Source organism: Actinoplanes sp. NPDC051388 (genome assembly GCF_055586225.1).
Window position 1 is genome coordinate 1 of record NZ_JBVJIP010000013.1, and the last position, 20,306, is coordinate 20,306.

General features: G+C 71.0%; 16 protein-coding genes and 1 pseudogene. 3 read left to right on the top strand and 14 right to left on the bottom strand.

All coding sequences use genetic code 11. The features are described 5' to 3' along the window. Nucleotides 1–422 precede the first annotated feature (422 nt). The 4 genes from cphA to ACZ6TI_RS29390 all read right to left on the bottom strand — a co-directional run bounded on the left by cphA (nucleotide 423) and on the right by ACZ6TI_RS29390 (nucleotide 5,992). Nucleotides 423–3,113, bottom strand: coding sequence for a cyanophycin synthetase (gene cphA, locus ACZ6TI_RS29375; RefSeq protein WP_465348409.1), 2,691 nt, complete (start codon nucleotides 3,111–3,113; stop codon nucleotides 423–425). Then, nucleotides 3,110–3,877, bottom strand: coding sequence for a cyanophycinase (locus tag ACZ6TI_RS29380; RefSeq protein WP_465348410.1), 768 nt, complete (start codon nucleotides 3,875–3,877; stop codon nucleotides 3,110–3,112). The genes cphA and ACZ6TI_RS29380 overlap by 4 nt, the downstream gene beginning before the upstream one ends. A gap of 63 nt (nucleotides 3,878–3,940) precedes the next feature. Further along, complete coding sequence (locus ACZ6TI_RS29385) at nucleotides 3,941–5,509, bottom strand: MFS transporter (protein WP_465348411.1); 1,569 nt, start codon at nucleotides 5,507–5,509, stop codon at nucleotides 3,941–3,943. A 9-nt stretch (nucleotides 5,510–5,518) separates the two neighbouring features. After that, nucleotides 5,519–5,992: a winged helix-turn-helix transcriptional regulator gene (locus ACZ6TI_RS29390; protein WP_465348412.1), complete on the bottom strand. Its 474-nt coding sequence runs from the start codon at nucleotides 5,990–5,992 to the stop codon at nucleotides 5,519–5,521. Between the two features lie 54 nt (nucleotides 5,993–6,046). Here ACZ6TI_RS29390 and ACZ6TI_RS29395 point away from each other — a divergent pair, with 54 nt between their 5' ends. Continuing rightward, the gene (locus ACZ6TI_RS29395; protein WP_465348413.1) at nucleotides 6,047–6,553 is read left to right on the top strand and encodes a PaaI family thioesterase; all 507 of its coding nucleotides are present in this window, start codon (nucleotides 6,047–6,049) and stop codon (nucleotides 6,551–6,553) included. On the opposite strand, the gene hisS is transcribed toward ACZ6TI_RS29395, so the two are convergent. Both hisS and ACZ6TI_RS29405 read right to left on the bottom strand, forming a co-directional pair. Further along, nucleotides 6,543–7,850 carry a histidine--tRNA ligase gene (gene hisS, locus ACZ6TI_RS29400; protein WP_465348414.1) on the bottom strand — a complete coding sequence of 436 codons (1,308 nt, stop codon included), beginning with the start codon at nucleotides 7,848–7,850 and terminating at the stop codon, nucleotides 6,543–6,545. The two genes, ACZ6TI_RS29395 and hisS, sit on opposite strands and share 11 nt — an antisense overlap. Nucleotides 7,851–7,867: 17 nt before the next feature. Continuing rightward, complete coding sequence (locus tag ACZ6TI_RS29405) at nucleotides 7,868–8,551, bottom strand: MBL fold metallo-hydrolase (protein ID WP_465348658.1); 684 nt, start codon at nucleotides 8,549–8,551, stop codon at nucleotides 7,868–7,870. 153 nt (nucleotides 8,552–8,704) lie between these two features. Here ACZ6TI_RS29405 and ACZ6TI_RS29410 point away from each other — a divergent pair, with 153 nt between their 5' ends. Together ACZ6TI_RS29410 and ACZ6TI_RS29415 are read left to right on the top strand one after the other, a co-directional pair. Then, entirely contained in the window at nucleotides 8,705–9,577 is an 873-nt protein-coding gene (locus ACZ6TI_RS29410) for a peptidylprolyl isomerase (protein ID WP_465348415.1), read from the top strand. 43 nt (nucleotides 9,578–9,620) lie between these two features. After that, nucleotides 9,621–10,496, top strand: a complete 876-nt coding sequence (locus tag ACZ6TI_RS29415; protein ID WP_465348416.1) for a peptidylprolyl isomerase — start codon at nucleotides 9,621–9,623, stop codon at nucleotides 10,494–10,496. 39 nt (nucleotides 10,497–10,535) lie between these two features. On the opposite strand, the gene ACZ6TI_RS29420 is transcribed toward ACZ6TI_RS29415, so the two are convergent. The 8 genes and pseudogenes from ACZ6TI_RS29420 to ruvA all read right to left on the bottom strand — a co-directional run bounded on the left by ACZ6TI_RS29420 (nucleotide 10,536) and on the right by ruvA (nucleotide 20,299). Beyond that, the gene (locus ACZ6TI_RS29420; protein ID WP_465348417.1) at nucleotides 10,536–13,010 is read right to left on the bottom strand and encodes a RelA/SpoT family protein; all 2,475 of its coding nucleotides are present in this window, start codon (nucleotides 13,008–13,010) and stop codon (nucleotides 10,536–10,538) included. A 129-nt stretch (nucleotides 13,011–13,139) separates the two neighbouring features. After that, nucleotides 13,140–13,658 carry an adenine phosphoribosyltransferase gene (locus ACZ6TI_RS29425; protein WP_465348659.1) on the bottom strand — a complete coding sequence of 173 codons (519 nt, stop codon included), beginning with the start codon at nucleotides 13,656–13,658 and terminating at the stop codon, nucleotides 13,140–13,142. A 180-nt stretch (nucleotides 13,659–13,838) separates the two neighbouring features. Continuing rightward, nucleotides 13,839–15,044, bottom strand: a complete 1,206-nt coding sequence (secF, locus tag ACZ6TI_RS29430; protein ID WP_465348418.1) for a protein translocase subunit SecF — start codon at nucleotides 15,042–15,044, stop codon at nucleotides 13,839–13,841. 1 nt (nucleotide 15,045) lies between these two features. Continuing rightward, complete coding sequence (gene secD / locus ACZ6TI_RS29435; RefSeq protein ID WP_465348419.1) at nucleotides 15,046–16,962, bottom strand: protein translocase subunit SecD; 1,917 nt, start codon at nucleotides 16,960–16,962, stop codon at nucleotides 15,046–15,048. A gap of 163 nt (nucleotides 16,963–17,125) precedes the next feature. Then, on the bottom strand, nucleotides 17,126–17,467 hold the full coding sequence (yajC, locus tag ACZ6TI_RS29440; RefSeq protein WP_465348420.1) for a preprotein translocase subunit YajC: 342 nt from the start codon (nucleotides 17,465–17,467) through the stop codon (nucleotides 17,126–17,128). A gap of 166 nt (nucleotides 17,468–17,633) precedes the next feature. Continuing rightward, nucleotides 17,634–18,572, bottom strand: a complete 939-nt coding sequence (ruvB, locus tag ACZ6TI_RS29445; RefSeq protein WP_465348660.1) for a Holliday junction branch migration DNA helicase RuvB — start codon at nucleotides 18,570–18,572, stop codon at nucleotides 17,634–17,636. A 105-nt stretch (nucleotides 18,573–18,677) separates the two neighbouring features. Beyond that, nucleotides 18,678–19,703: pseudogene (locus tag ACZ6TI_RS29450) on the bottom strand (LAGLIDADG family homing endonuclease); the annotation flags it as partial. Then, nucleotides 19,700–20,299, bottom strand: a complete 600-nt coding sequence (ruvA, locus tag ACZ6TI_RS29455; protein ID WP_465348421.1) for a Holliday junction branch migration protein RuvA — start codon at nucleotides 20,297–20,299, stop codon at nucleotides 19,700–19,702. The pseudogene ACZ6TI_RS29450 and the gene ruvA, both read right to left, overlap by 4 nt. Nucleotides 20,300–20,306 lie beyond the last annotated feature (7 nt).

Consider the following 20,306-nt stretch of genomic DNA (forward strand, 5'->3'; position numbering starts at 1 on the left):
ACGATCGGCCATGTTCTCGACTGCTCGACAGGTGGGATGACCTGCGAAGCGTCACTCTGCGTTGGGGTCTGAAACATTTTGGTATGAGTACTGCAGCAACCAATGTTTCCGCAGCTCAGGCCGGGTTTATCGCACCGTTATCAGCGGTCGGCGTCCATTCTGCTCCGATTCGCCGGAAGTCGGGTCACTCACCCGTTCGGGTCATCCACTGTGGAATGCCTATACCCCTCGTGGCCAAGGGATTACGCACCGATAATTCCGTCGGTGCCTTAACAAGAAATCCGACGCGCTCACCGGCCACGATTACAGAGCGTGTCCATCCGATGAATGGTGATTTGCCGCCCGCGGGGCCCTGTCGGAAGCCCGACGCTCGGGCTCCGACCAGCGCAACCTCGACTGATCGGTCGATTCTCCGTCGTCGATCATTCCTTAATCGAACCGACAACCAATCGGCGGTGTGTCGCGGCCGGTCCGTGGCCCGCCGGCACCGCGCCGATTTCCTCGAGCAGCGCCAGCATCGGGGCCATCTTCTCGTAGAGAACGAGGATCGCGTCGCCGGGGACGGCCATCTCGAGCGCGGCGTGCACCGCCTCGCGGGCGTCCGCGGCCCGCACCGCGCGCAGCGTCGGCCGGCGGCCCCGCATCTCGCGCTCGACCAGCGCGGCGACCTCGCCGGCGGCGCGCCCGCGCAGGTCTTCGTCCTCGTGCAGGACCACTCGGGCGACCCCGTCGGCGAGCACCTGGGCGGAGGCGGCGATCAGGTCGTCGCGGCGGTCGCCGGGCAGGGTCACCACCGCCAGGCAGCGCGACGGCCCGAAGAGCCGGTGCAGCGTGCGCAGCGCGGTGGCCAGCGCGGCCGGGTTGTGCGCGTAGTCCAGGAAGAGCGAGACCTCGCCGCGGCGCAGCAGGGTGCCGCGGCCCGGGTTGTGCGCCGGCGGGTCGAACGAGGCCAGCCGGTCCACCACCACGTCCTGCGAGGCGCCCATGGCGCGGGCGGTGGCGATCGCCGCCAGGGCATTCACCGCCATCGCCGGGGCGGCGCCGCCGAAGGCGCCCGGCAACTCGGCCACCCGCAGCAGTGGCGTGCGCCGGGCCCCCACCGCCTGCACCAGCCAGCCGTCCTGCACCACGTACGCCAGACCGCCCTTGGTCAGATGGGCCGCGATCACCGGTTGGCGCGCGTCCTCGCCGAACCAGACGATCCGCTTGCGCTCGGCCCGGACCCGCGGCCGTTCCGGCAGCGTGCGCACCCACGGGTCGTCGGCGTTGAGCACCAGCGTGCCGCCGTCCTTGACCCGCTCGGCGACCAGCGCCTTGACGTGCGCGATGTCCTCGATCGAGTCGAGCCCGTCCTGGCCCAGGTGGTCGCCGGTGATGTTGGTGACCACGCCGACGTCGGACCAGTCGTAGCCCAGGCCGCGCCGCAGGATCCCGCCCCGCGCGGTCTCCAGCACGGCCGCCTGCACGCCCGGGTCGCCCAGCACCATCTGCGCCGAACGCGGACCGGTGGCGTCGCCGAGATACACCTCGCGGCCGTCGATGCTGACCCCGTCCGTACACGTCAGACCGACGCGCAACCCGGCACCGCCCAGCAGGTACGCGGCCAGCCGCGCCACCGTGGTCTTGCCGTTGGTGCCGGTCACCGACGCCACCGGGATCCGCCCGTCGGACCCGGCCGGGAACATCGCCCGCACGATCGCGTCACCCGCGTCCCGCGACCGGCCCAGCACCGGCGCCAGATGCATCCGCAGTCCGGGCGCCGCGTTCACCTCGATCACCCCGGCGGTCACCTCCTCCGGGTCGCCGGACGGCGGCAGCGGCGCACCGATGTCCGGCAGCCGCAGGTCGATGCCGGTCACGTCGAGCCCGATCAGCGCGGCCACCCGCAGGCACAGCCGGCTCACGTCGGGGTGCCGCTGGTCGGTCACGTCGCGGCTGGTGCCGCCGGTGGACAGGTTCGCGTTGTCGCGCAGCCAGACCTCCTGCCCGGCGGCCGGCACCGTGTCCGGCGTGCAGCCCTGTCGGCGCAGCACGTGATCCGCGACCTCGTCGACGCACATCCTGGTCAGCACCCGGGAATGGCCCGCGCCGCGGCGCGGGTCGGCGTTGGCCGCCTCGATCAGCTCCGCGACCGTGTGCTCGCCGTCGCCGACCACGTGCGCGGCGATCCGCTCGGCCGCGGCGACGATCTCGCCGTCCACCACCAGCACGCGGTAGTCCCGCCCGGGCAGCTGCCGTTCCACCACGACGTCGCGCCCGGCCGCCTCGAACGCGGCGGCGACGTCCTCGGCGCTCTCCAGGTGCAGCGCGACGTGCTCGCCCTGGCGTCCGTGCCGCGGCTTGACCACCACCGGCCCGCCGAGCCGCAGCAGCCAGCCGACCGCCTCGTTCCCGCTGGTCGCCGCGCCGCCCGGCACCACCGGCACGCCCGCGGCGGTGAGCACTTCGCGGGTCACCTGCTTGTCCCCCGCGATGTCGATGCCCACGCCGCCGGTGCTGTCGGTCATCGCGGCCCACGCCATCCGCCGCCGGTTGCCCCACCCGAGACGCAGCAGGCTGAGGTCGGCGAGGCGTTCCACCGGGATGCCCCGGCGGCGGGTGGCGGCGATGATCGCCGAGGTGCTGGGTCCGGTGGCGGCCCGATCGGCCAGCGCGCGCAGCGACTCCAGCGGCGGCTCGGCGGTTTCCCCGCCGGCCACGGCCAGGACGAGTTCAACGGCGGAGGACAACAACGACTCCGGTACGAGTGACCCGGGCGCCTCGTCCTCCGGACACTCCACGATCACGTCGTAGTGTCCCGGCGCCCCCGCGAACACCGTCCGCCCGAAGCTCACGTCCCGCCCGATGCGTTGCGACAGCTCGATGCAGACGTGCTCGGTGACGTGCCCGAAATAGGTCCCGCCGCGCATCCGGCTCACGAACCCGCCCGGCGACCCGGCCGCGCAGTGGTGCTCGGCGAGTCCGGGCAGCACCCGCAGCAGCCGTTCCGGGAAGCCCTCCAGATCGGAGGTCTCCCGACCGGTCAACTCCCCCAGGTCCAGCCGGGCCACCACGGCCGGCCGGGAGATGTGCACGTTCGGGCCGCGCAGGCGCCGGACACTGATGATCTTCATGCTGGTGATCCCCGTTCCCCGAGCGACGGGCGTCGGCCGGGCAGCTCGAAGGTGCAGCCCGCCGGCAACACGTGCACGCGGACCCCGGCAATCGCGACGGGCCCGTCGGACGGCACCCGGATGTCGGTGGCGGCGCCCGCGTCCACCACGGTCACCGAGCCGCTGCCGAGTACCTCGAAGTGGTCGCCCTCGGCCAGGATCGCGGTGTCCTCGTCGATGCCCAGGCCCAGCTCGTGCGGATAGCGGGCGACGGCGGCGAGCAGCCGGTTGAGCCGGCCGCGCTCGGCGAAGTGCATGTCGATCAGCACGCCGGGCAGGAACTCCAGGCCGGGGCCGGTGCTCACCGCATGGCCCTCGCCGCCGACGATCATCGTGCCGGACATCATCGCGGCGCCCGCGCTGGTGCCGGCCAGCAGCACCGTGCCGCCGGCGACCAGCGCCTGCAGGGCCGAGTCGACCCGGGTGCCGCCGAGCGTGGAGGTGATCCGCAGCTGGTCGCCGCCGGTGAAGAAGACGCCGGTGGCCCCGGCCAGCACGTCGTCCACGGCCGGGTCGTTGGCGTCCGCTCGCGAGGTGAGACGCAGCGCGCGCACCTCGCCGGCGCCGAGGCGGGTGAAGGTCTGCGCGTACTCCGCTTCGAGCGTTTCCGGGTCGCCGCTGGCGGTCGCGATCACGACGATCGAGCGTCCGGCCAGCGCGACGAAGCGACCCAGCACCGAGGACCCGGCGGCACCGCCGATCGCGAGCAGCCGGCCGACCGTCACGCCGCACCCCCTCAGCCCCGGATCTCTTCCACAGGCTAAGCGGTACAAATACGAAATATTGGACTAATCGGTGAGGTCGGCGGGCAACAGGTGGCTCACCACCGGCGGTCCGGCGGCAAGCGCGATCGCCGCCTCCTCGGCCCGCTCGTCGTCGGCGGTCAACCGGCCGGTGTGCTGATCCAGGTGCTCGGCCCAGGTCGGCACCAGGTAGACCTCGACGAACCGGTCCGGCGATTCGCCGTCCCGGAACAGGCCCCACCTGGTGGCGCCGGTGCGCTGCCGGGACCGGCGTACCGGATCCATCGCCTCGAGGAAGGCCGCGGTGCCGGCCGCCGGAACCGTCCAGACGGCCTCGACCAGCACCGGGCCCTCGTCGAGGTGCGGCTCGAGCATCAGGTGCGGCTCGGGCCAGTAGGTGACCGGGCCACGGTCCATCCCCTCCCGCGTGTGCAGCGGCAGCCAGCGCACCGAGACCGCGCCGGCCAGCAGCAGCACCGCGGCGGCCAGGAAGGCGACGTCCAGGTGCAGCAGGTTCGCCACCTGGCCCCAGACCACCGCGCCGACCGCCTGGCTGCCGGCGAACACCACCTGGTAGACCGCGAAGCCGCGGGCACGCACCCAGTTGGGCAGGAAGAGCTGCATCGCCGCGTTCATCCGGGACACCAGCGTCATCCAGGCCAGCCCGGCGAGCACCAGGGCGGCGATCACGACCGGCGCGGACGGCACCAGCGCGACCACCGCCAGCGCCAGGCCGTAGCCGATCCCGGCGGCGACGATCAGCTGGTCGGGCGTCATCCGCTCGCGGACCCGGGGCATCAGCAGCGCGCCGGCCACCGCACCCACGCCCAGGGCGGCCAGCAGCACGCCGTAACCCCGCGGGCCGAGGCGCAGCTCCTGCCGGGCGATCAGCGGCAGCAGGCCCCAGACCACGCTGCCGGGCAGCACGAAGAGCGCCACGCGCAACAGGATCCGGCGCACCGGCGCGGAGTAGCGCACGTAGCGGGCGCCGGCCCGGACCGCCGGACCGAACCGCTCGGTGTGGCTCGCGCCGGTCGCCGGCGGCCGGCGCCACCGCAGCAGCGCGATCGCGAAGACGCCGAAGGAGAGCGCGTTGAGAGCGAAGACCACCGCCGGGCCGGTCTGCGCGACGATCAGCCCGGCCACCGCGGGCCCGGCCGAGCGGGCCAGGTTGGTGTTCACCGCGCCCAGCGCCGAGGCCGCCGGCAGCTGGTCGCGCGGCACCACCTCCGGGATCACCGCCTGCCAGGTGGGCAGGGTGAGCGCCTGCCCGACACCGAGCGCGAAGGTGAAGGCCAGGAGCAGCGCGGGCGGCATGCGGCCCGCGGCGGTCAGCGCGGCGAGCGCGCCCGCCACCACGAGCAGACTCAGCTGTACGCCGAGCAGCAGCCGCCGCCGGTCGAACTCGTCGGCCAGCGCCCCGGAGGGCAGCGCCAGCAGCAGCACCGGCAGCATGGTGACCGCCTGCACCAGGCTGACCCAGGTCGCGGCATGCGGTTCGCCGACCACGAGCCACTGCGCGCCGACCGTCTGCATCCAGGTGCCGACGTTGCCGGCCAGCACCCCGATCCACAGAGCGCGGAAGACTTTGTCCTGCAGCGGCGCCCAGGTCACCGCGGCAGCTTAATGGCGTCGGTGCGCGCCCGGCCCGGGCCGCGAGATGACGTCGCGGTTGTCCTGCACCCGGTGTCCGGCCGCGCAGTGCAACTCGGAGTGCACCAGAGCGTCGCAGCCCCGGTGTGCGAACTCCAGCGGCGCGCCCTCCGGGTCGGCCAGATAGCTGTCGCCCCACTCCCCGACCGCCACCAGCATCGGGTAGAGATTGAGGCCCATTTCGGTCGGCCGGTATTCCTGCCGCGCCCGGGCGCCCGGCTCCTGATAGGGCTCTCGCCGCAGCAAACCGGCCTCGACCAGCATGGCCAGCCGGTTGGTCAGCACCTGGCGCGGGATGCCGGTGCGCACCCGCATGTCCTCGAAGCGCCGCACCCCGGTGAACACCTCGCGCAGCACCACCACGGTCCACCGCTCGCCGAGGATCGCCATGGCGCGGGCGATGGTGCAGTTGTCGATCGACCAGTCGAGCGCGGGTGGGTGCATGCCGCCAGGCTAGGTCTGTTTGACAGACCTAGCAAGTCGTGATGCACTGCGTCCATGACGCAGACTCAGGCCCGCACCCGCACTTTCTCCTGGTCCGACCCGGCCGCCGGCGCCGAGTTCGCGCGCACCGCCACCGGGCTCGAGCTGTTGCAGGCGATGGGCCGCGGCGAGCTGCCCGCGCCGCCGATCATGCACCTGATCGGAGCGGGCGGCCTGCAGGCCGAGGAGGGCAGCGTGACCGTCACCCTCGAGCCGCAGGAGTTCCACTACAACCCGATCGGCGGCGTGCACGGCGGCGTCATCGCCACCCTGCTCGACACGGCCGCGGCCTGCTCGGTGCACAGCACGCTGCCGGCCGGCGTGCGCTACACGTCGATCGACCTCAACGTGAAGTTCCTGCGCCCGGTGACCACGGCCTCCGGGCGCATCACCTGCCGCGGCGAGGTGCTGCAGCGCGGCCGCCGGACCGCCCTCGCGGAGGCCCGGCTGACCGACGCGAACGGCAAGCTGCTCGCGCACGCCACCTCGTCCTGCCTGATCTTCGACGCGCCTACCCCGTGATCTCGGGTCGCCGGTCGATCGACGGCGGCTCCCAGGTGGACGCGTCGGCCTCCACCTGGTCGCCGGACCGGATGTCCTTCACCGTGTCCGGCTCGCCGGGGAACCACACATAGGGAATGCCGCGCCGCTCGGCGAACCGGATCTGCTTGCCGAACTTCGCCGCGGTCGGCGCCACCTCGGTGCTGATCCCCCGGCCGCGCAACGCCCGCGCGATGCGGTCGCACTCGGCGCGCTGCTCGTCCTGCGGCAGCGCCACCAGCACGCAGGTCGGCACCTTGCGCGAGACGGTCAGCGCGTCCTGCCCGAAGAGCAGGCCGAGCATGCGGGACACGCCGATCGAGATGCCCACCCCCGGGAAGCGCTCGCTGCCGGAGGTCGCCAGGTTCTCATAGCGTCCGCCGGAGCAGATCGAGCCGAAGCGCTCGTACCCCTGAAGCTGGGTCTCGTAGACCGTGCCGGTGTAGTAGTCCAGGCCGCGGGCGATCTTGAGCTCGGCCCGGATCAGGCCCGGCGCGTGCGCGCCGGCCGCCTCGACCACCTGCAGCAGTTCGGCGAGGCCCTCGTCGAGCAGGTCGTTCTGCACGCCGAGCTTGCGCACCGCGTCCACGAACGAGCCGTCCTCGGTCGCGATGGCCGCCAGGTCGAGGCAGGCCGCGGCCTGCGCCGCCGTCGCGCCGGCGGTCGCGACCAGCTGGTCCGCGACCTTCTCCGGGCCGATCTTGTCGAGCTTGTCGACGGTGCGCAGCACCTGATCGGTGTCCACGAGCCCGAGCCCCCGATAGAAGCCCTCGCACACCTTGCGGTTGTTGACCAGAATCGTGGCCCGCGGGATCGGCAGCGACCGGAACGCGTCGCCGATCACCAGCGCCATCTCGGTGTCGTAGTGCAACGGCAACGTGTCGCGGTCCACCACGTCGATGTCGGCCTGCAGGAACTCGCGGTAGCGGCCCTCCTGCGGGCGCTCGCCGCGCCACACCTTCTGGATCTGGTAGCGCCGGAACGGGAAGTTGAGCCGGCCCGCGTTCTCCCCCACGAAGCGGGCGAACGGCACGGTCAGGTCGAAGTGCAGGCCGAGCGCGTCGGCGGCCCGGTTGTCGGGGTCCTCCTGCAGGCGGCGCAGGACGTAGACCTCCTTGGAGGTCTCACCCTTGCTCAGCAGGGTGTCGAGCGGCTCGACGGCACGCGTCTCCAGCGGCGCGAACCCGTACAGCTCGAAAGTGGTCCTGATCTTGTCGAGGAACTGCTGCTCGATCATCCGCTGGGGCGGCAGCCACTCAGGGAAGCCGGAAATAGGCACGTGTTTCTCTTTCGCTTTTAAAGAGCGACCAGATCCCTCAGGTACGGGTTGCTGCGACGCTCACGGCCGATGGTGGTCTCGGGACCGTGGCCGGGCAGGACGACGGTGTCGTCGGCCAGCGGCAGGATCTTGTCCCGCAGGCTGGCCAGCATCGTGTCGGTGCTGCCGCCCGGCAGGTCGGTGCGTCCGATCGAGCCGGCGAAGAGCACGTCGCCGGAGAGGCAGACCTGGTCGGCCTCCCACGACGTGCCGGCGCCGGGCAGGCGGAACAGCACCGACCCGCCGGTATGGCCGGGCGCGTGATCGATGGTCACCTCGAGCCCCGCGAGGCTGAGCGTGGCGCCGTCGGTGAGCTCGACGACCTCGGACGGCGGCGCATAGGGCAGCTTGCCGCCGAACAGCGCCTCGAGGCTCATGCTGAGACCCTTTTCCGGGTCGGCGAGCATCTCGCTGTCCGCCGGGTGCAGATATGCCGGGATGCCGCGCGCGTCGCACACCGGAGCGACCGAGAACGTGTGATCGAGGTGGCCGTGGGTCAGGAGCACGGCGGCCGGCTGCAGGCGGTGCTCGGCGAGCACCTCGGCGAGCGTGTCGAGCACGCCGATGCCCGGGTCGACGATCAGGCACTGCTCGCCGGGCGCGGGCGCCACGACATAACAGTTTGTCCCGAACGCCTCGGCCGGGAAGCCGGTGACCAGCACGACGTGGTGCTCCCTTCGCATTCTCGCGAGCAGATCGCGAGTCTATGAGCCTAGCGGGGACGGGCGCACACCACTTTCTCAGGACGTACCCGTACACTCTTGCGGCGTGTGGCGTGCAGCACCGCCACGTCCGTCAGGGAAGGACAGCACTCGGTGGTTTCCAGCAAGGACCGGCAGCGCAAACTCGCGCGGGCGAAGCTCGATCGGCAGCTCGTGCGGCGGTCGGTGAAGGAGCGTCGCAAGCGTCGCATCCAGGCCGGCGTCGGTGCCGGCGCGGCGGTCCTGCTGATCGTGGCCGGGGTGGCCTGGCTCGGTGGCGCCTTCGACAGCGAGCCGCCGGTGGACCCGGCGGCCGACGACATCTGCGCGTGGACGCCACAGAGCGCCTCCACGACGCCGGAGCTGAAGGACGTCGGCACCCCGCCGACCGACGGCATCCCGATCACCGGCAACCGGGTCATGACGATCACCACCGGTCTCGGCGCGCCGATCACCGCGAGCCTGAGCCTGGGCACCGCGCCATGCGGCGGCGAGAGCATGTTCTATCTGGCCGGCAAGAAGTTCTACGACAACACCGAGTGCCACGAGATCACCGCGTTCGGCGCGCTGCGCTGCGGTGACCCGAGCGGCACCGGGCGTGGCGGTCCGACGTACACGTTCTACAACGAGGACGTCCCGACCGTGCCCACTCCCGACCCGAGCGCGTCGGCAGCGCCGCCGCCTGCGACTCCGACCTACCCGCAGGGCACGGTCGCCCTGATCAGCGACCCGCCCGGCAACAACGGCAGCCAGTTCCTGGTGTTCCTCAAGGACTACAGCCCGCCGGACCAGGCGCTCTACCCGGTCATCGGCAAGGTCACCGGCGGACAGGAGACCCTGGCGAAGATCGCCAAGATCCCCACTCTGCCGAACGCCGGGGGCGACAAGGTGAAGCCGAAGGACAAGATCCTGATTCAATCGCTGACCGTGGGCGACGCCGTGGCCGGCGACGCACCCGCGCCCGCACCGTCCGCGAGCAGCCAGTAGTCCTGAGTACGCGAGGCAGATAAACCCAAGCAGGAGGACAACCGTGTCGTCGATAAAGGACCGGCAGCGCGCGGCGGCGCGGGCCCGGCTCGAGAAGGAGATGGCCGAGCGTGCGGAGGCCGCCCGCAAGCGGCGCCAGCGTCAGGCCATCATCGGCGCGGCGCTGACCGTGGTGGTCATCGCCGGCGTCGCCTTCTGGATCGTCACCGCGCTCGGCGACGATGACAAGCCGGACAGCACCGCAGCGGCTCCCCCACCCGGCACGGTCGCCTGCAACTGGACGCCGGAGACGGCGCCCGCCGACGGCAGCCCGGGCGGCAAGATCGTGGACGTCGGCACGCCGCCGGTGAACGCGTCGAACATCGGCAAGGACACCTTGACGATCGACTCCACGCTGGGCCCGATCACGGCCACCGTGGACAAGTCGAAGACCCCGTGCACCGCGGCCGCCTTCGAATACCTGGCGAGCAAGCAGTTCTGGAACGACACCAAGTGCCACCGGATGACCACCCAGGGCATCCAGGTGCTGCAGTGCGGCGACCCGAGCGCCAAGGGCAAGGGCTACCGCGAGACCGACGGCACCGGCGGTCCCAGCTTCCGCTACGCGGAGGAGAACCTGCCGACGAACGCGGCGGGCGCCTCCCCGGCGGCTGACGGATCCGGCGGCGCGGTGGCCTACCCGGTCGGCTCGATCGCGATGGCCAAGACGCAGGAGCCGGGCTCGACCGGCAGCCAGTTCTTCATCGTCTACGGCGAGACGCAGCTCCCGCCGGACTACACGCTGCTGGGCACCATCACCAAGGGCATGGACGTGGTCAACAAGGTCGCCAAGGGCGGCGTGGACGACTCGAACGGCCCCGGCGACGGTCACCCGAAGGTGGAGATCGGCATCAAGAGTCTGACGATGGCCGCGGCCTGAGTTTCAAGAAAGGGCGGGCTCCTCGGAGCCCGCCCTTCGCTATGCGCCCGAGGTCACGCGGTAGGCGTCGAACACACCGTCCACTTTGCGCACCGCCGCGACCAGGTGTCCGAGGTGTTTCGGGTCGGCCATCTCGAAGGTGAAGCGGCTGACCGCCACCCGGTCGCGGGTCGTGGTGACCGTCGCGGACAGGATGTTCACCCGCTCCTCGGACAGCACCCGGGTCACGTCGGCCAGCAGCTTGTGCCGGTCGAGCGCCTCCACCTGGATCGCCACCAGGAACGTCGACGCGGACGTCGGCTTCCAGCTCACCTCGACCACGCGCTCGCTCTGCTCACGCAGATCCTCGGCGTTCGCACAGTCCTCCCGGTGCACGCTGACGCCCCCGGAGCGGGTCACAAACCCGAAAACCGCATCTCCGGGTACGGGTGTGCAGCACCGCGCGAGCTTGACCCACACATCGCTGACGTCCTTGACCACGACGCCCGGATCCTGTGCGGTGCTGCGGTTGCGCGGCGGCCGGGTCGCGACCGCGGTCTCGGCGATGTCCTCGACCGCGCCCTCCTCGCCACCGAACCCGGCGACGAGCTTCTGCACCACCGACTGCGCCGACACCGTGCTGTCGCCGACCGCCGCATAGAGCGAAGCGAGGTCGGGCAGGTGCAGGTCACGGGCGATGGTCGTGAGGTTTTCGCTGGTCATCATGCGCTGCAGCGGCAGGCCCTGCTTGCGCATCGCCTTGACGATCGCGTCCTTGCCGATCTCGATCGCTTCTTCGCGACGTTCCTTGTTGAAGTATTGCCGGATCTTCGTGCGGGCCCGCGGGCTCTTCACGAAGCCCAGCCAGTCCTGCGTCGGGCTCGCGGTGGCCGACTTCGACGTGAAGATCTCGATCACGTCGCCGTTGGACAGTGTGGACTCCAGCGGCACCAGTTTGCCGTTCACCCGGGCGCCGATGCACTTGTGCCCGACCTCGGTGTGCACCGCATAGGCGAAGTCCACCGGGGTGGAACCGGTCGGCAGCGGGATGACGTCGCCCTTGGGCGTGAAGACGTACACCTCCTGGCTGGACAGGTCGAAGCGCAACGCGTCCAGGAACTCGGACGGGTCGCTCGCCTCGCGCTGCCAGTCGAGCAGCTGCCGCAGCCAGGTCATCTCGTCGATGTGCGCCGGCGGGCCGACGATCGTCGCGCCCTTCTGCTCCTTGTATTTCCAGTGCGCGGCGATGCCGAACTCGGCCGTGCGGTGCATCGCGAACGTGCGGATCTGCATCTCGACCGGCTTGCCGGTCGGGCCGATCACCGTCGTGTGCAACGACTGGTACATGTTGAATTTCGGCATCGCGATGTAGTCCTTGAACCGGCCCGGCACCGGCTGCCAGTTCGCGTGGATGACACCCAGCGCGGCATAGCAGTCGCGAACCGTGTCGACCAGGATGCGCACCCCGACCAGGTCGTAGATGTCGTTGAAGTCGCGGCCCCGCACGATCATCTTCTGATAGATCGAATAGAGGTGCTTGGGCCGGCCGGTGGTCTCCGCCTTGATCTTCGCCGACTTGAGGTCGAGCTGAACCCGATTGGTCACCTGGCGCAGCAACGCCTCGCGCTGCGGCTGGTGCTCGCCGATCAGCCGGTTGATCTCCTCGAACCGCTTCGGGAACAGCGTGCCGAAGGCCAGGTCCTCGAGCTCCCACTTGATCGTGTTCATGCCCAGCCGGTGGGCCAGCGGAGCCAGGATCTCCAGCGTCTCCTTGGCCTTCTGCTCCTGCTTGGCGCGCGGCAGGAAAGTCAGGGTGCGCATGTTGTGCAGCCGGTCGGCCAGCTTGATCACCAGGACCCGCGGGTCCTTGGCCATCGCCACCACCATCTTGCGGATGGTCTCGGCCTTGGCCGCGTCGCCCAGCTTGACCCGGTCGAGCTTCGTCACGCCGTCGACCAGCAGCGCCACCTCGGGGCCGAAGTCGGTGCGCATCGACTCGAGCGAATAGTCCGTGTCCTCGATGGTGTCGTGCAGCAGCGCGGCGACCAGCGTCGTGGTGTCCATGCCCAGGTTTGCCAGGATGGTCGCGACGGCCAGCGGATGCGTGATGTAGGGGTCGCCGGACTTGCGGTATTGCCCCGAGTGCCACCGCGCGGCCACGTCGAAGGCGCGCTGCAGCGCCCGGCCGTCCGCCTTGGGATGGCTGGCGCGGTGGGTGGCGATCAGCGGCTCGAGCACCTCGCTGACCTGAGTGCTCTGCCAGGGCGCGTTGAAACGCGCCAGGCGGGCCCGGACGCGCCGGCCGGTGGGTGCGCTGGCCAGCATGCCGCCGGACTCGTCAGCGGGCTGGAGAGGCTGCGTGGCCTCCGGGTCGTGCCCGTTGCCGTTGGCCACAACCGCCTCGGCGGCGCCGTTGGGCGGCGCCGCGGTGGTGGTGTGGTCCTCGTCAGCGGCGGGCCGTGTGGCCTCCGCCGCCGTGCTGGCATCGCCCGGCTGCACCGTGTCCTCCGTCGAGGGAGCGACGTCGCTGGACACCGGCCTCCTCACCTTGCTGCTGCTCACCTGCTTGTCACCTGCTTGGAAACGCCATCGTACCCGTCGCGCCTTCCCGCAGGACCCGCGCCGATCGGCGAAAGAGTGCCACCCACTTAGGGCAGAGAAGGATCAAACGGTCAAGAGTGCATGGATGGTGCGTGAAGACAGTCGCTCCCGCCCCTCGAGGAACGCCAGCTCGAGCAGCACGGTGATCCCGGTGATCACGCCACCGGCCTGCTCGACCAGCTCGAGCGCGGCGCCCGCGGTGCCGCCGGTGGCGAGCACGTCGTCCACCACCAGCACCCGCTGACCCGCCACGAACGCGTCGGTGTGCACCTCGAGGGTGGCCTCGCCGTACTCCAGCTCGTAGGACGCCGCGTGGGTCGCCCGGGGCAGCTTGCCGGCCTTGCGGATCGGCACCACACCGGTGCCGGTCGCATAGGCGATCGCCGCCGCCACCATGAAGCCGCGCGCCTCGATGCCGGCCACCACCTCGAACGAGTCACGCCCGTGGTGGTCGATGATCCCGTCGATCACCCGGCGGAACGTCTCGCCGTCGGCGAACAGCGGCATCAGGTCCTTGAAGACGATGCCCGGCTTGGGGAAGTCGGGCACGTCGAGCACCTTGCTCGCGACCAGCTCGGCCATGTCGGTGTCAGTCACGCGGCAAGCCTAGCGACGTCCCGGAACGCGGATCAGCCCGCCACCGCGCTGCGGTGACGGGCCGATCCAGAGTCGTTCAGCGGCGCTTCTCGCGCCGCCTTCTGGTTCGGCAGCGCCTGCCGCCGGACCAGTTGCCGAGCAGCGTTTCCTGCCGCCGCCCCTTGCTCAGCGGCGCTTCTTGCCGCCCGGGCGGTTGCCGGTGCCGCCGGGGCGGCCGCCGCGGTTGGTGTTGCGGTTGGCCGTCGGCCGGGCGCCGGGCCGCGGCGACGAACCGGCCAGCGCGGCGCTCGACGACACCGGGGCGTCGTCCGGCACCGGCGCCGGCGTGGCCGGCGCCTTCTTGCGCTCGCCGCGCGGCGCCACGTCGCCGGAGCGGGCCTGCGCCCGCCGGGCCAGCACCCGGGCGTTGTGCGACTTGATCCGCGGCTCCTGGTCCTTGAGCGTGGTCAGCAGCGGCGACGCGAACATGATCGAGGACAACACGCCGAGGCCCATGCCGACGAAGAGCACCAGGCCGAGGTCCTTCAGCGTGCCCGCGCCCAGCAGACCGGCGCCGATGAAGAGCAGGCCGCCGACCGGCAGCAACGCCACCAGACCGGTGTTGATCGACCGCATCAGCGTCTGGTTGACCGCGAGGTTGGTCGCCTCCGCATAGGTCGTCGTGCTGCCCGCGGTGATCCCGCGGGTGTTCTCCTGCACCTTGTCGAACACCACGACCACGTCGTAGAGCGAGAAGCCCAGGATCGTCAGGAAGCCGATCACCGTGGACGGCGTGACCTCGAATCCGACCAGCGAATAGACGCCCGCGGTCAGCACCAGGTCGAGCAGCAGCGAGGACACCGCCGCCACCGCCATCCGCCACTCGAAGCGGATCACCAGATAGGCCATCACCAGCACCAGGAAGATCGCCAGACCCAGCAGCGCCTGCCGGGTCACCTGGCCACCCCAGGCCGCCGAGACCCGGTTGTCGCTGACCTCGTCGGCCGGGACGCCCAGGTCGGCGACCAGCGCGCCCTTGACCGCGTCGGCCTCCTCCTGGGACAGCGCCGTGGTGCGCACCGAGTACGTCGCGTCCGCGCCGTTACCGACCCGCTGCGCCAGGCTGACCTTGGTGTCGGCCGGCACGTTCGCCGTCTCGACGGCCCGCTCGACGGCGGACTGCGCCTCCGCCTGGGTGCCCACCGCGGCGGGCATGATGATCTGGGTGCCGCCGGAGAACTCGATGCCGAGCTCGAAGCCCCTGAGCGTGAAGCTGCCGATCGCGATCAGCACCAGCACCGCGGCCGTGATGAACCACCTGTTGCGGCGGCCCACGATGTTGAGGTTCGCCTCGCCCCGGTACAGGCGATCGGCAAGACCGGACTTGGCCATGTCAGGCCTCCTTCACGCGCCGGCCTTTGACCGGCTCGTCGGTCGAAGCGCTCTTGAGGACACGGCCGAGGCCGCTGACCCGTGGCGACATGAACGCCTTGGTGTTCGCGAACATCGTCATGATCGGATGCCGGAACAGGAACACCACGACAAGGTCGAGAATCGTGGAAATGCCCAGTGCGAAGGCGAACCCCTGCACCACACCGATCGACACGATGTAGAGCACCACCGCCGCCATGATGGTGATGGTGTTCGCCGAAATGATGGTACGCCGTGCGCGTGCCCAGGCCCGTGGCACCGCACTGCGCGGCGACCGGCCCTCGTGGATCTCGTCTTTCAGGCGTTCGAAATAGATCACGAACGAGTCCGCCGCGACACCCAGCGAGACGATGAAACCGGCTATGCCCGCCAGCGTCAGCGTGAAGCCGGTCGTGCGGCCCAGCACCACCAGCGCGGCGAAGGTCAGCAGACCGGACAGGATCAGGCTGAGGAAGATCACCGTGCCGAGCAGGCGGTAGTAGAAGAACGCGTAGATCGCGACCAGCGCCATGCCGATCGCGGCCGCGAGCAGACCGGCCTCGAGCTGCTGGATGCCCAGCGTCGCGGAGACGGTCTGGGTGCTCGCCGCGTTGAACGTGACCGGCAGCGCGCCGTACTTGATCTGGTTGGCCAGCTCACGCGCCGAGGTCGGGGTGAACTGCCCGGTGATCTGCGACTGCCCGGTGAGCACGCCCTGGATCTCCGGCGCCGAGATGATCTCCTTGTCCAGCACCACCGCCACCAGGCAGTGCGTGGCGCCCGAGGAGACCGCCTGCGCCGCGGTCAGGCAGCTGTCGCCGGCCGCCGGCTGGAACGCCTCGCGGGTCAGCTCCGTCCACTTCGACTGGCCCGCCGAGGTGAAGTCCAGCGAGACGACCCACTGGCCGGACTGCTGGTCGAGCTGCGGGCTCGCGTCGCTGATGTCGGTGCCGACCACCTTGGCCACGTCGAGGAACATCTTCGCGCCCGACTGGCACGTGGTGACCTGCTGATCGGCGGCGTCGATCGCGCCGTTCGGCCGCTGCGCGAGCTGGTCGCAGCTGATCGTCGGCACCGCATATTGCATGGTCGCGGGCAGCGCGTTGACCTCGGCCGGGGTGAGCGTGCCGAAGGCCGCGTAGGGCTTGCCCGCGGTCGGGTCCTGCGACAGGTCGATCGGGTCGGTCAGCTTGCTCGCCGCCGCCCAGGCGGTCGCACCGACCTTCTTCTCCACCGCGGCCCGCTGGGCGGCGATGTCGGCGGTCGGCTCCTCGGCGACCGGTGCGGCGGCCGAGGCGGACGGCGCCGGGGTCGGCTGCGCGGACGGCGGGGTGCTCGGCGCCGGGGCCTTGACGACCTCGCCGCCACCCTGACCGCCGCTGCCGCCGCTCGCCGACGGGTTCGCCGCCGGTGCGCTGGCGGACGGCGCCGGTGCGCCGCTCGGCGCCGTGCTGGGCGGCGCGGTCGCCGGGTTGAGCGCCTGCGCGGCCACGTCGCCGGTCGCCTTGACGACCTTGCGGAACCGCATCTGCGCGGCCTGGCCCACGTTCTTCAACTGGTCGTTCGCCTCACCGGCGAGGGAGACCACGATGTTGCGATTGCCCTCGATGACCACCTCGGCCTCGGAGACGCCCAGGGCGTTGACCCGGCTCTCGATGATCCGCCGGGCCTCCTCCATGCTCGCCTGCGGCGGCGGCTGGCCGTTGGACGCCAGCGAGGCCTGATATGTCGCCTGCGTGCCACCGACCAGGTCCAGGCCCAGCTTCGGGTGCAGGCGCTCGGCGAAGCTGCCGGTCGCGCCGAAGCCGAAGAAGGCCATCAGATACAGGATGACGAAGATCAGGCCGAGCACGGCGAGCTGCCGCCCGGGATGCTGCTGACCCTGTGGTGGTCGTGCCACGGCTGTGAGTCTCCCTGTACGGATCGGGCGCCGCGGGCGATGCGGCGGGCGGTAGACATGCGGGACGGCCGTCGACGGCCGCGCCGGCGACGATTATCCCTATTTCCGGCACACGCGGCTGCCCCGGTCCGGTCTCGGGCAGCCGGCGTGATGAAACACGACGTCAGTCGTTCTTGCGGGTCTCCACGACCGGGTTGACCGGCTCGTCGGCGACGGGCTCGGCCTCGACCGGCTCGTCGTCGGGCACGGACGAGGCCTGGCTGTTCACCACACGGGCGATCGCCGGGCGGGCGAAGCGAGCCTCGACGCCGGGCGCGATCTCCACGGTGACCACGTCGTCGTCCACCGAGACGACGGTCGCGTGCAGCCCGCCGATGGTGACGATGTCATCGCCCGGGCCGAGCGCCGACTGCATGGCCTGAGCCTCACGGCGACGCTTCTGCTGGGGGCGGATCATCATGAAATACATGACGCCGAAGAGCAGAACGATGAGCAGCAGAGGCATGAAACTGCTGCCGCCCTGCGCTTGAGCTGACAAAAACACGAGGAAACCTTCCTGAGGGAGCACAAATCGCGCTCGAACGGCGGTGAGTTTAGTCCCCCTGCCTGGGAACTCCCTACGCGGCACAGGTATCGGTCGGATTACGAGGCGTTTTCGCGCAATCCCCTGATCAGGTGTCTCGGGAATCCCGCGCGAACAGATCGGCCTGGACCGCTCGGCCATCGGTGGGCGGCGTCTTGCCCAGGTGCCGCCAGCCCTGCTCGGTGGCGACCCGGCCGCGCGGGGTGCGGGCGAGCAGGCCGGCCCGCACCAGGAACGGCTCGCAGACCTCCTCGACCGTGTCGGACTGCTCCCCCACGGCCACCGCCAGCGTGGAGAGGCCGACCGGACCGCCGCGGAACGACTCGATCAGCGCGCGCAGCACCGCCCGGTCCAGCCGGTCGAGGCCGAGCGCGTCCACGTCGTAGACCTTGAGGGCGGCCTGCGCCGCGGCCTCGGTGACGATGCCGTCGCCGCGCACCTCGGCGTAGTCGCGCACCCGGCGGAGCAGCCGGTTGGCGATGCGCGGGGTGCCGCGCGACCGCCCGGCGATCTCCCGGGCGCCCTCGGCGGTGATCGGCACCCCGAGGATCCGGGCCGACCGGTGCAGCAGCGAGTCGAGGTCGTCGGGCGAGTAGAAGTCGAGATGCGCGACGAAACCGAAGCGGTCACGCATCGGCCCGGACAGCAGCCCCGCCCGGGTGGTCGCCCCGACCAGGGTGAACGGCTCGACGTCGAGCGGGATCGCGGTCGCGCCGGGCCCCTTGCCGACCACCACGTCGACCCGGAAGTCCTCCATCGCGCTGTAGAGCAGTTCCTCGGCCGGCTTCGCGATGCGGTGGATCTCGTCGATGAAGAGCACGTCGCCCTCGGCCAGCCCGGTGAGGATCGCGGCCAGATCCCCGGACCGCTCGATCACCGGCCCGCTCGTGGTCCGGATCCCGGCGCCGAGCTCCGCCGCCACGATGTTCGCCAGGGTCGTGTTGTGCACGACCAGATCGTTCACCGTGAAGGTGTGATCCCCCGCCACCGTCAGGCATCGACATTCGTGCAGGCCAACGGGCTCCACCGAAGCGACCCGGTCGGGGGCGAGCCCTTCGTCGAACCGATCACGGCGCGGCGCCCACTCGCGCAGGCGCTCGCCACGCGCACCGATCGGGGTGACCCGCTCGACGAAGCGGGCGGCATCGTCCTGACTGGTGATGCTCAAGCGCCACGACTCGTGCGGGCGACCCTGGTGACGGCCGCGCTTGAGCTTGAGTCGCGACTGGATGCCGAGTCGCAGCAGGAGGTGCTGGGTGTCCTCCAACAGCCCGCGAGAGACGCTGTAGAACTCGATCACCACGTCGTAGCGCTCTCGCCCTCGCCGACTCACCGTCCCGTCGCAGGCGAAGTAGGCGGCCAGGAACGCGCTGACCTGCCAGGCGTCTCCGTGATAGACGAACTCGGGCACCCGCTTCTGCCACGCCGTCTTGCCGAGCAAGGCGGTTTCCCGCAACCAGGGGTGGAGACCGGAAATCCGCACCAAGGAGCTGCGCGCGGAGTTCGGTCGCGTCAGGTGGCTGTTGCCGAGCCGATCACAAACCGCCCGGAAGTCGTCCAGGACCTCATCGTCACCGCTGGTGAACGTGACCTGGTTGCTGACACATCCGTCGCCGATCAGGTAACCGGCCAGGCGGAATTCGTCGGTGGGCTCGGTTCCGTCCGCAACGATCGACGCCGACAGCACCTCGGCGACCACGTCGTCCGGGGTGAGGTCGCCCGCCTTCACCCACCCCTCCGTCGTCCAGAACGGGTGGTCAGGAGCCGCGACCACCTCCCGCCCGGTGACAGTCCTGATCCGGACCGCGTCGAGTTCTCCCTGCTCGTGCACCGCCAGGACCTCTGCGCCCTCGCCGGTTCGGGTGATCACCCGGTCGCCGGCCTTGATGTCTCCGAGCCTGCGGCGACTGCCGTCCTCGAGGAGCACCAAGGCGTCGACCGACACCGGTTTGCCGAGTCCGGGCGGGCCCGACAGCAGGATGTGGTCGGGCGGGGTGTTGCGGCCCATCGCGCCCTTGAGCAGCAGGTCGAGCTGGTCGCGGACGCGGTGCTGGGCGATGAAGTCGGCCAGCCGGCGCGGGCGGACGCTGGCCTCGGCGTCCAGGTCGGCGTCGTCGGCCTCGGCGGAGACCACGTAGTCGCTCGTCGGATCACTCATCGGGTGCGGCCCAGCAGCCGGATCGCCTGGCGCAGCAGCACCGGCACCGGTGGCGCCTCGCCGTCCACCGTCTCCGCGACCGCGGCCACCGCCTGGTCGGCCTGCGTCGCCGACCAGCCGAGCGCGATGACGCCCTGGCGCACCTGGTCCTGCCATTCGCCGGCGAGCACGCCGCCGCCCGCGGTCGCCACGGCGACCGGGCCGATCTTGTCGCGCAGCTCGAGCACCATGCGCTCGGCGCCCTTCTTCCCGATTCCGGGTACGCGGGTCAGCGCCGCGATGTCCCCGCCGCTGATGGCACGGCGTACCGCATCGGGTTGATGCACCGCGAGCACCGCCTGAGCCAGACGCGGCCCCACCCCGCTCGCCGTCTGCAGCAGCTCGAAGAGCTGTTTCTCGTCGTCGTCGGCGAAGCCGTAGAGGGTGAGCGAATCCTCCCGGACCACCATGCTGGCGGCCAGCCGGGCCTCGACGCCGGCCTTGAGTCCGGCGAGCGTGTTGGGCGCGCAGTGCAGCAGCAGCCCCACCCCACCGACCTCGATGACGGCGCTGTCCGGGGCGATCGCCGCGACCACGCCGCGCACGCTGGCGATCATCGAATTC

Bases quoted from the DNA above. Each gene is read 5' to 3' on its own strand.
- cphA (WP_465348409.1), bottom strand. From the start codon at position 3,113: ATGAAGATCATCAGTGTCCGGCGCCTGCGCGGCCCGAACGTGCACATC.
- ACZ6TI_RS29390 (WP_465348412.1), bottom strand. From the start codon at position 5,992: ATGCACCCACCCGCGCTCGACTGGTCGATCGACAACTGCACCATCGCC.
- ACZ6TI_RS29395 (WP_465348413.1), top strand. From the start codon at position 6,047: ATGACGCAGACTCAGGCCCGCACCCGCACTTTCTCCTGGTCCGACCCG.
- ACZ6TI_RS29425 (WP_465348659.1), bottom strand. From the start codon at position 13,658: ATGGCCGAGCTGGTCGCGAGCAAGGTGCTCGACGTGCCCGACTTCCCC.
- secF (WP_465348418.1), bottom strand. From the start codon at position 15,044: ATGGCCAAGTCCGGTCTTGCCGATCGCCTGTACCGGGGCGAGGCGAAC.
- yajC (WP_465348420.1), bottom strand. From the start codon at position 17,467: ATGCCTCTGCTGCTCATCGTTCTGCTCTTCGGCGTCATGTATTTCATG.
- ruvA (WP_465348421.1), bottom strand. From the start codon at position 20,299: ATGATCGCCAGCGTGCGCGGCGTGGTCGCGGCGATCGCCCCGGACAGC.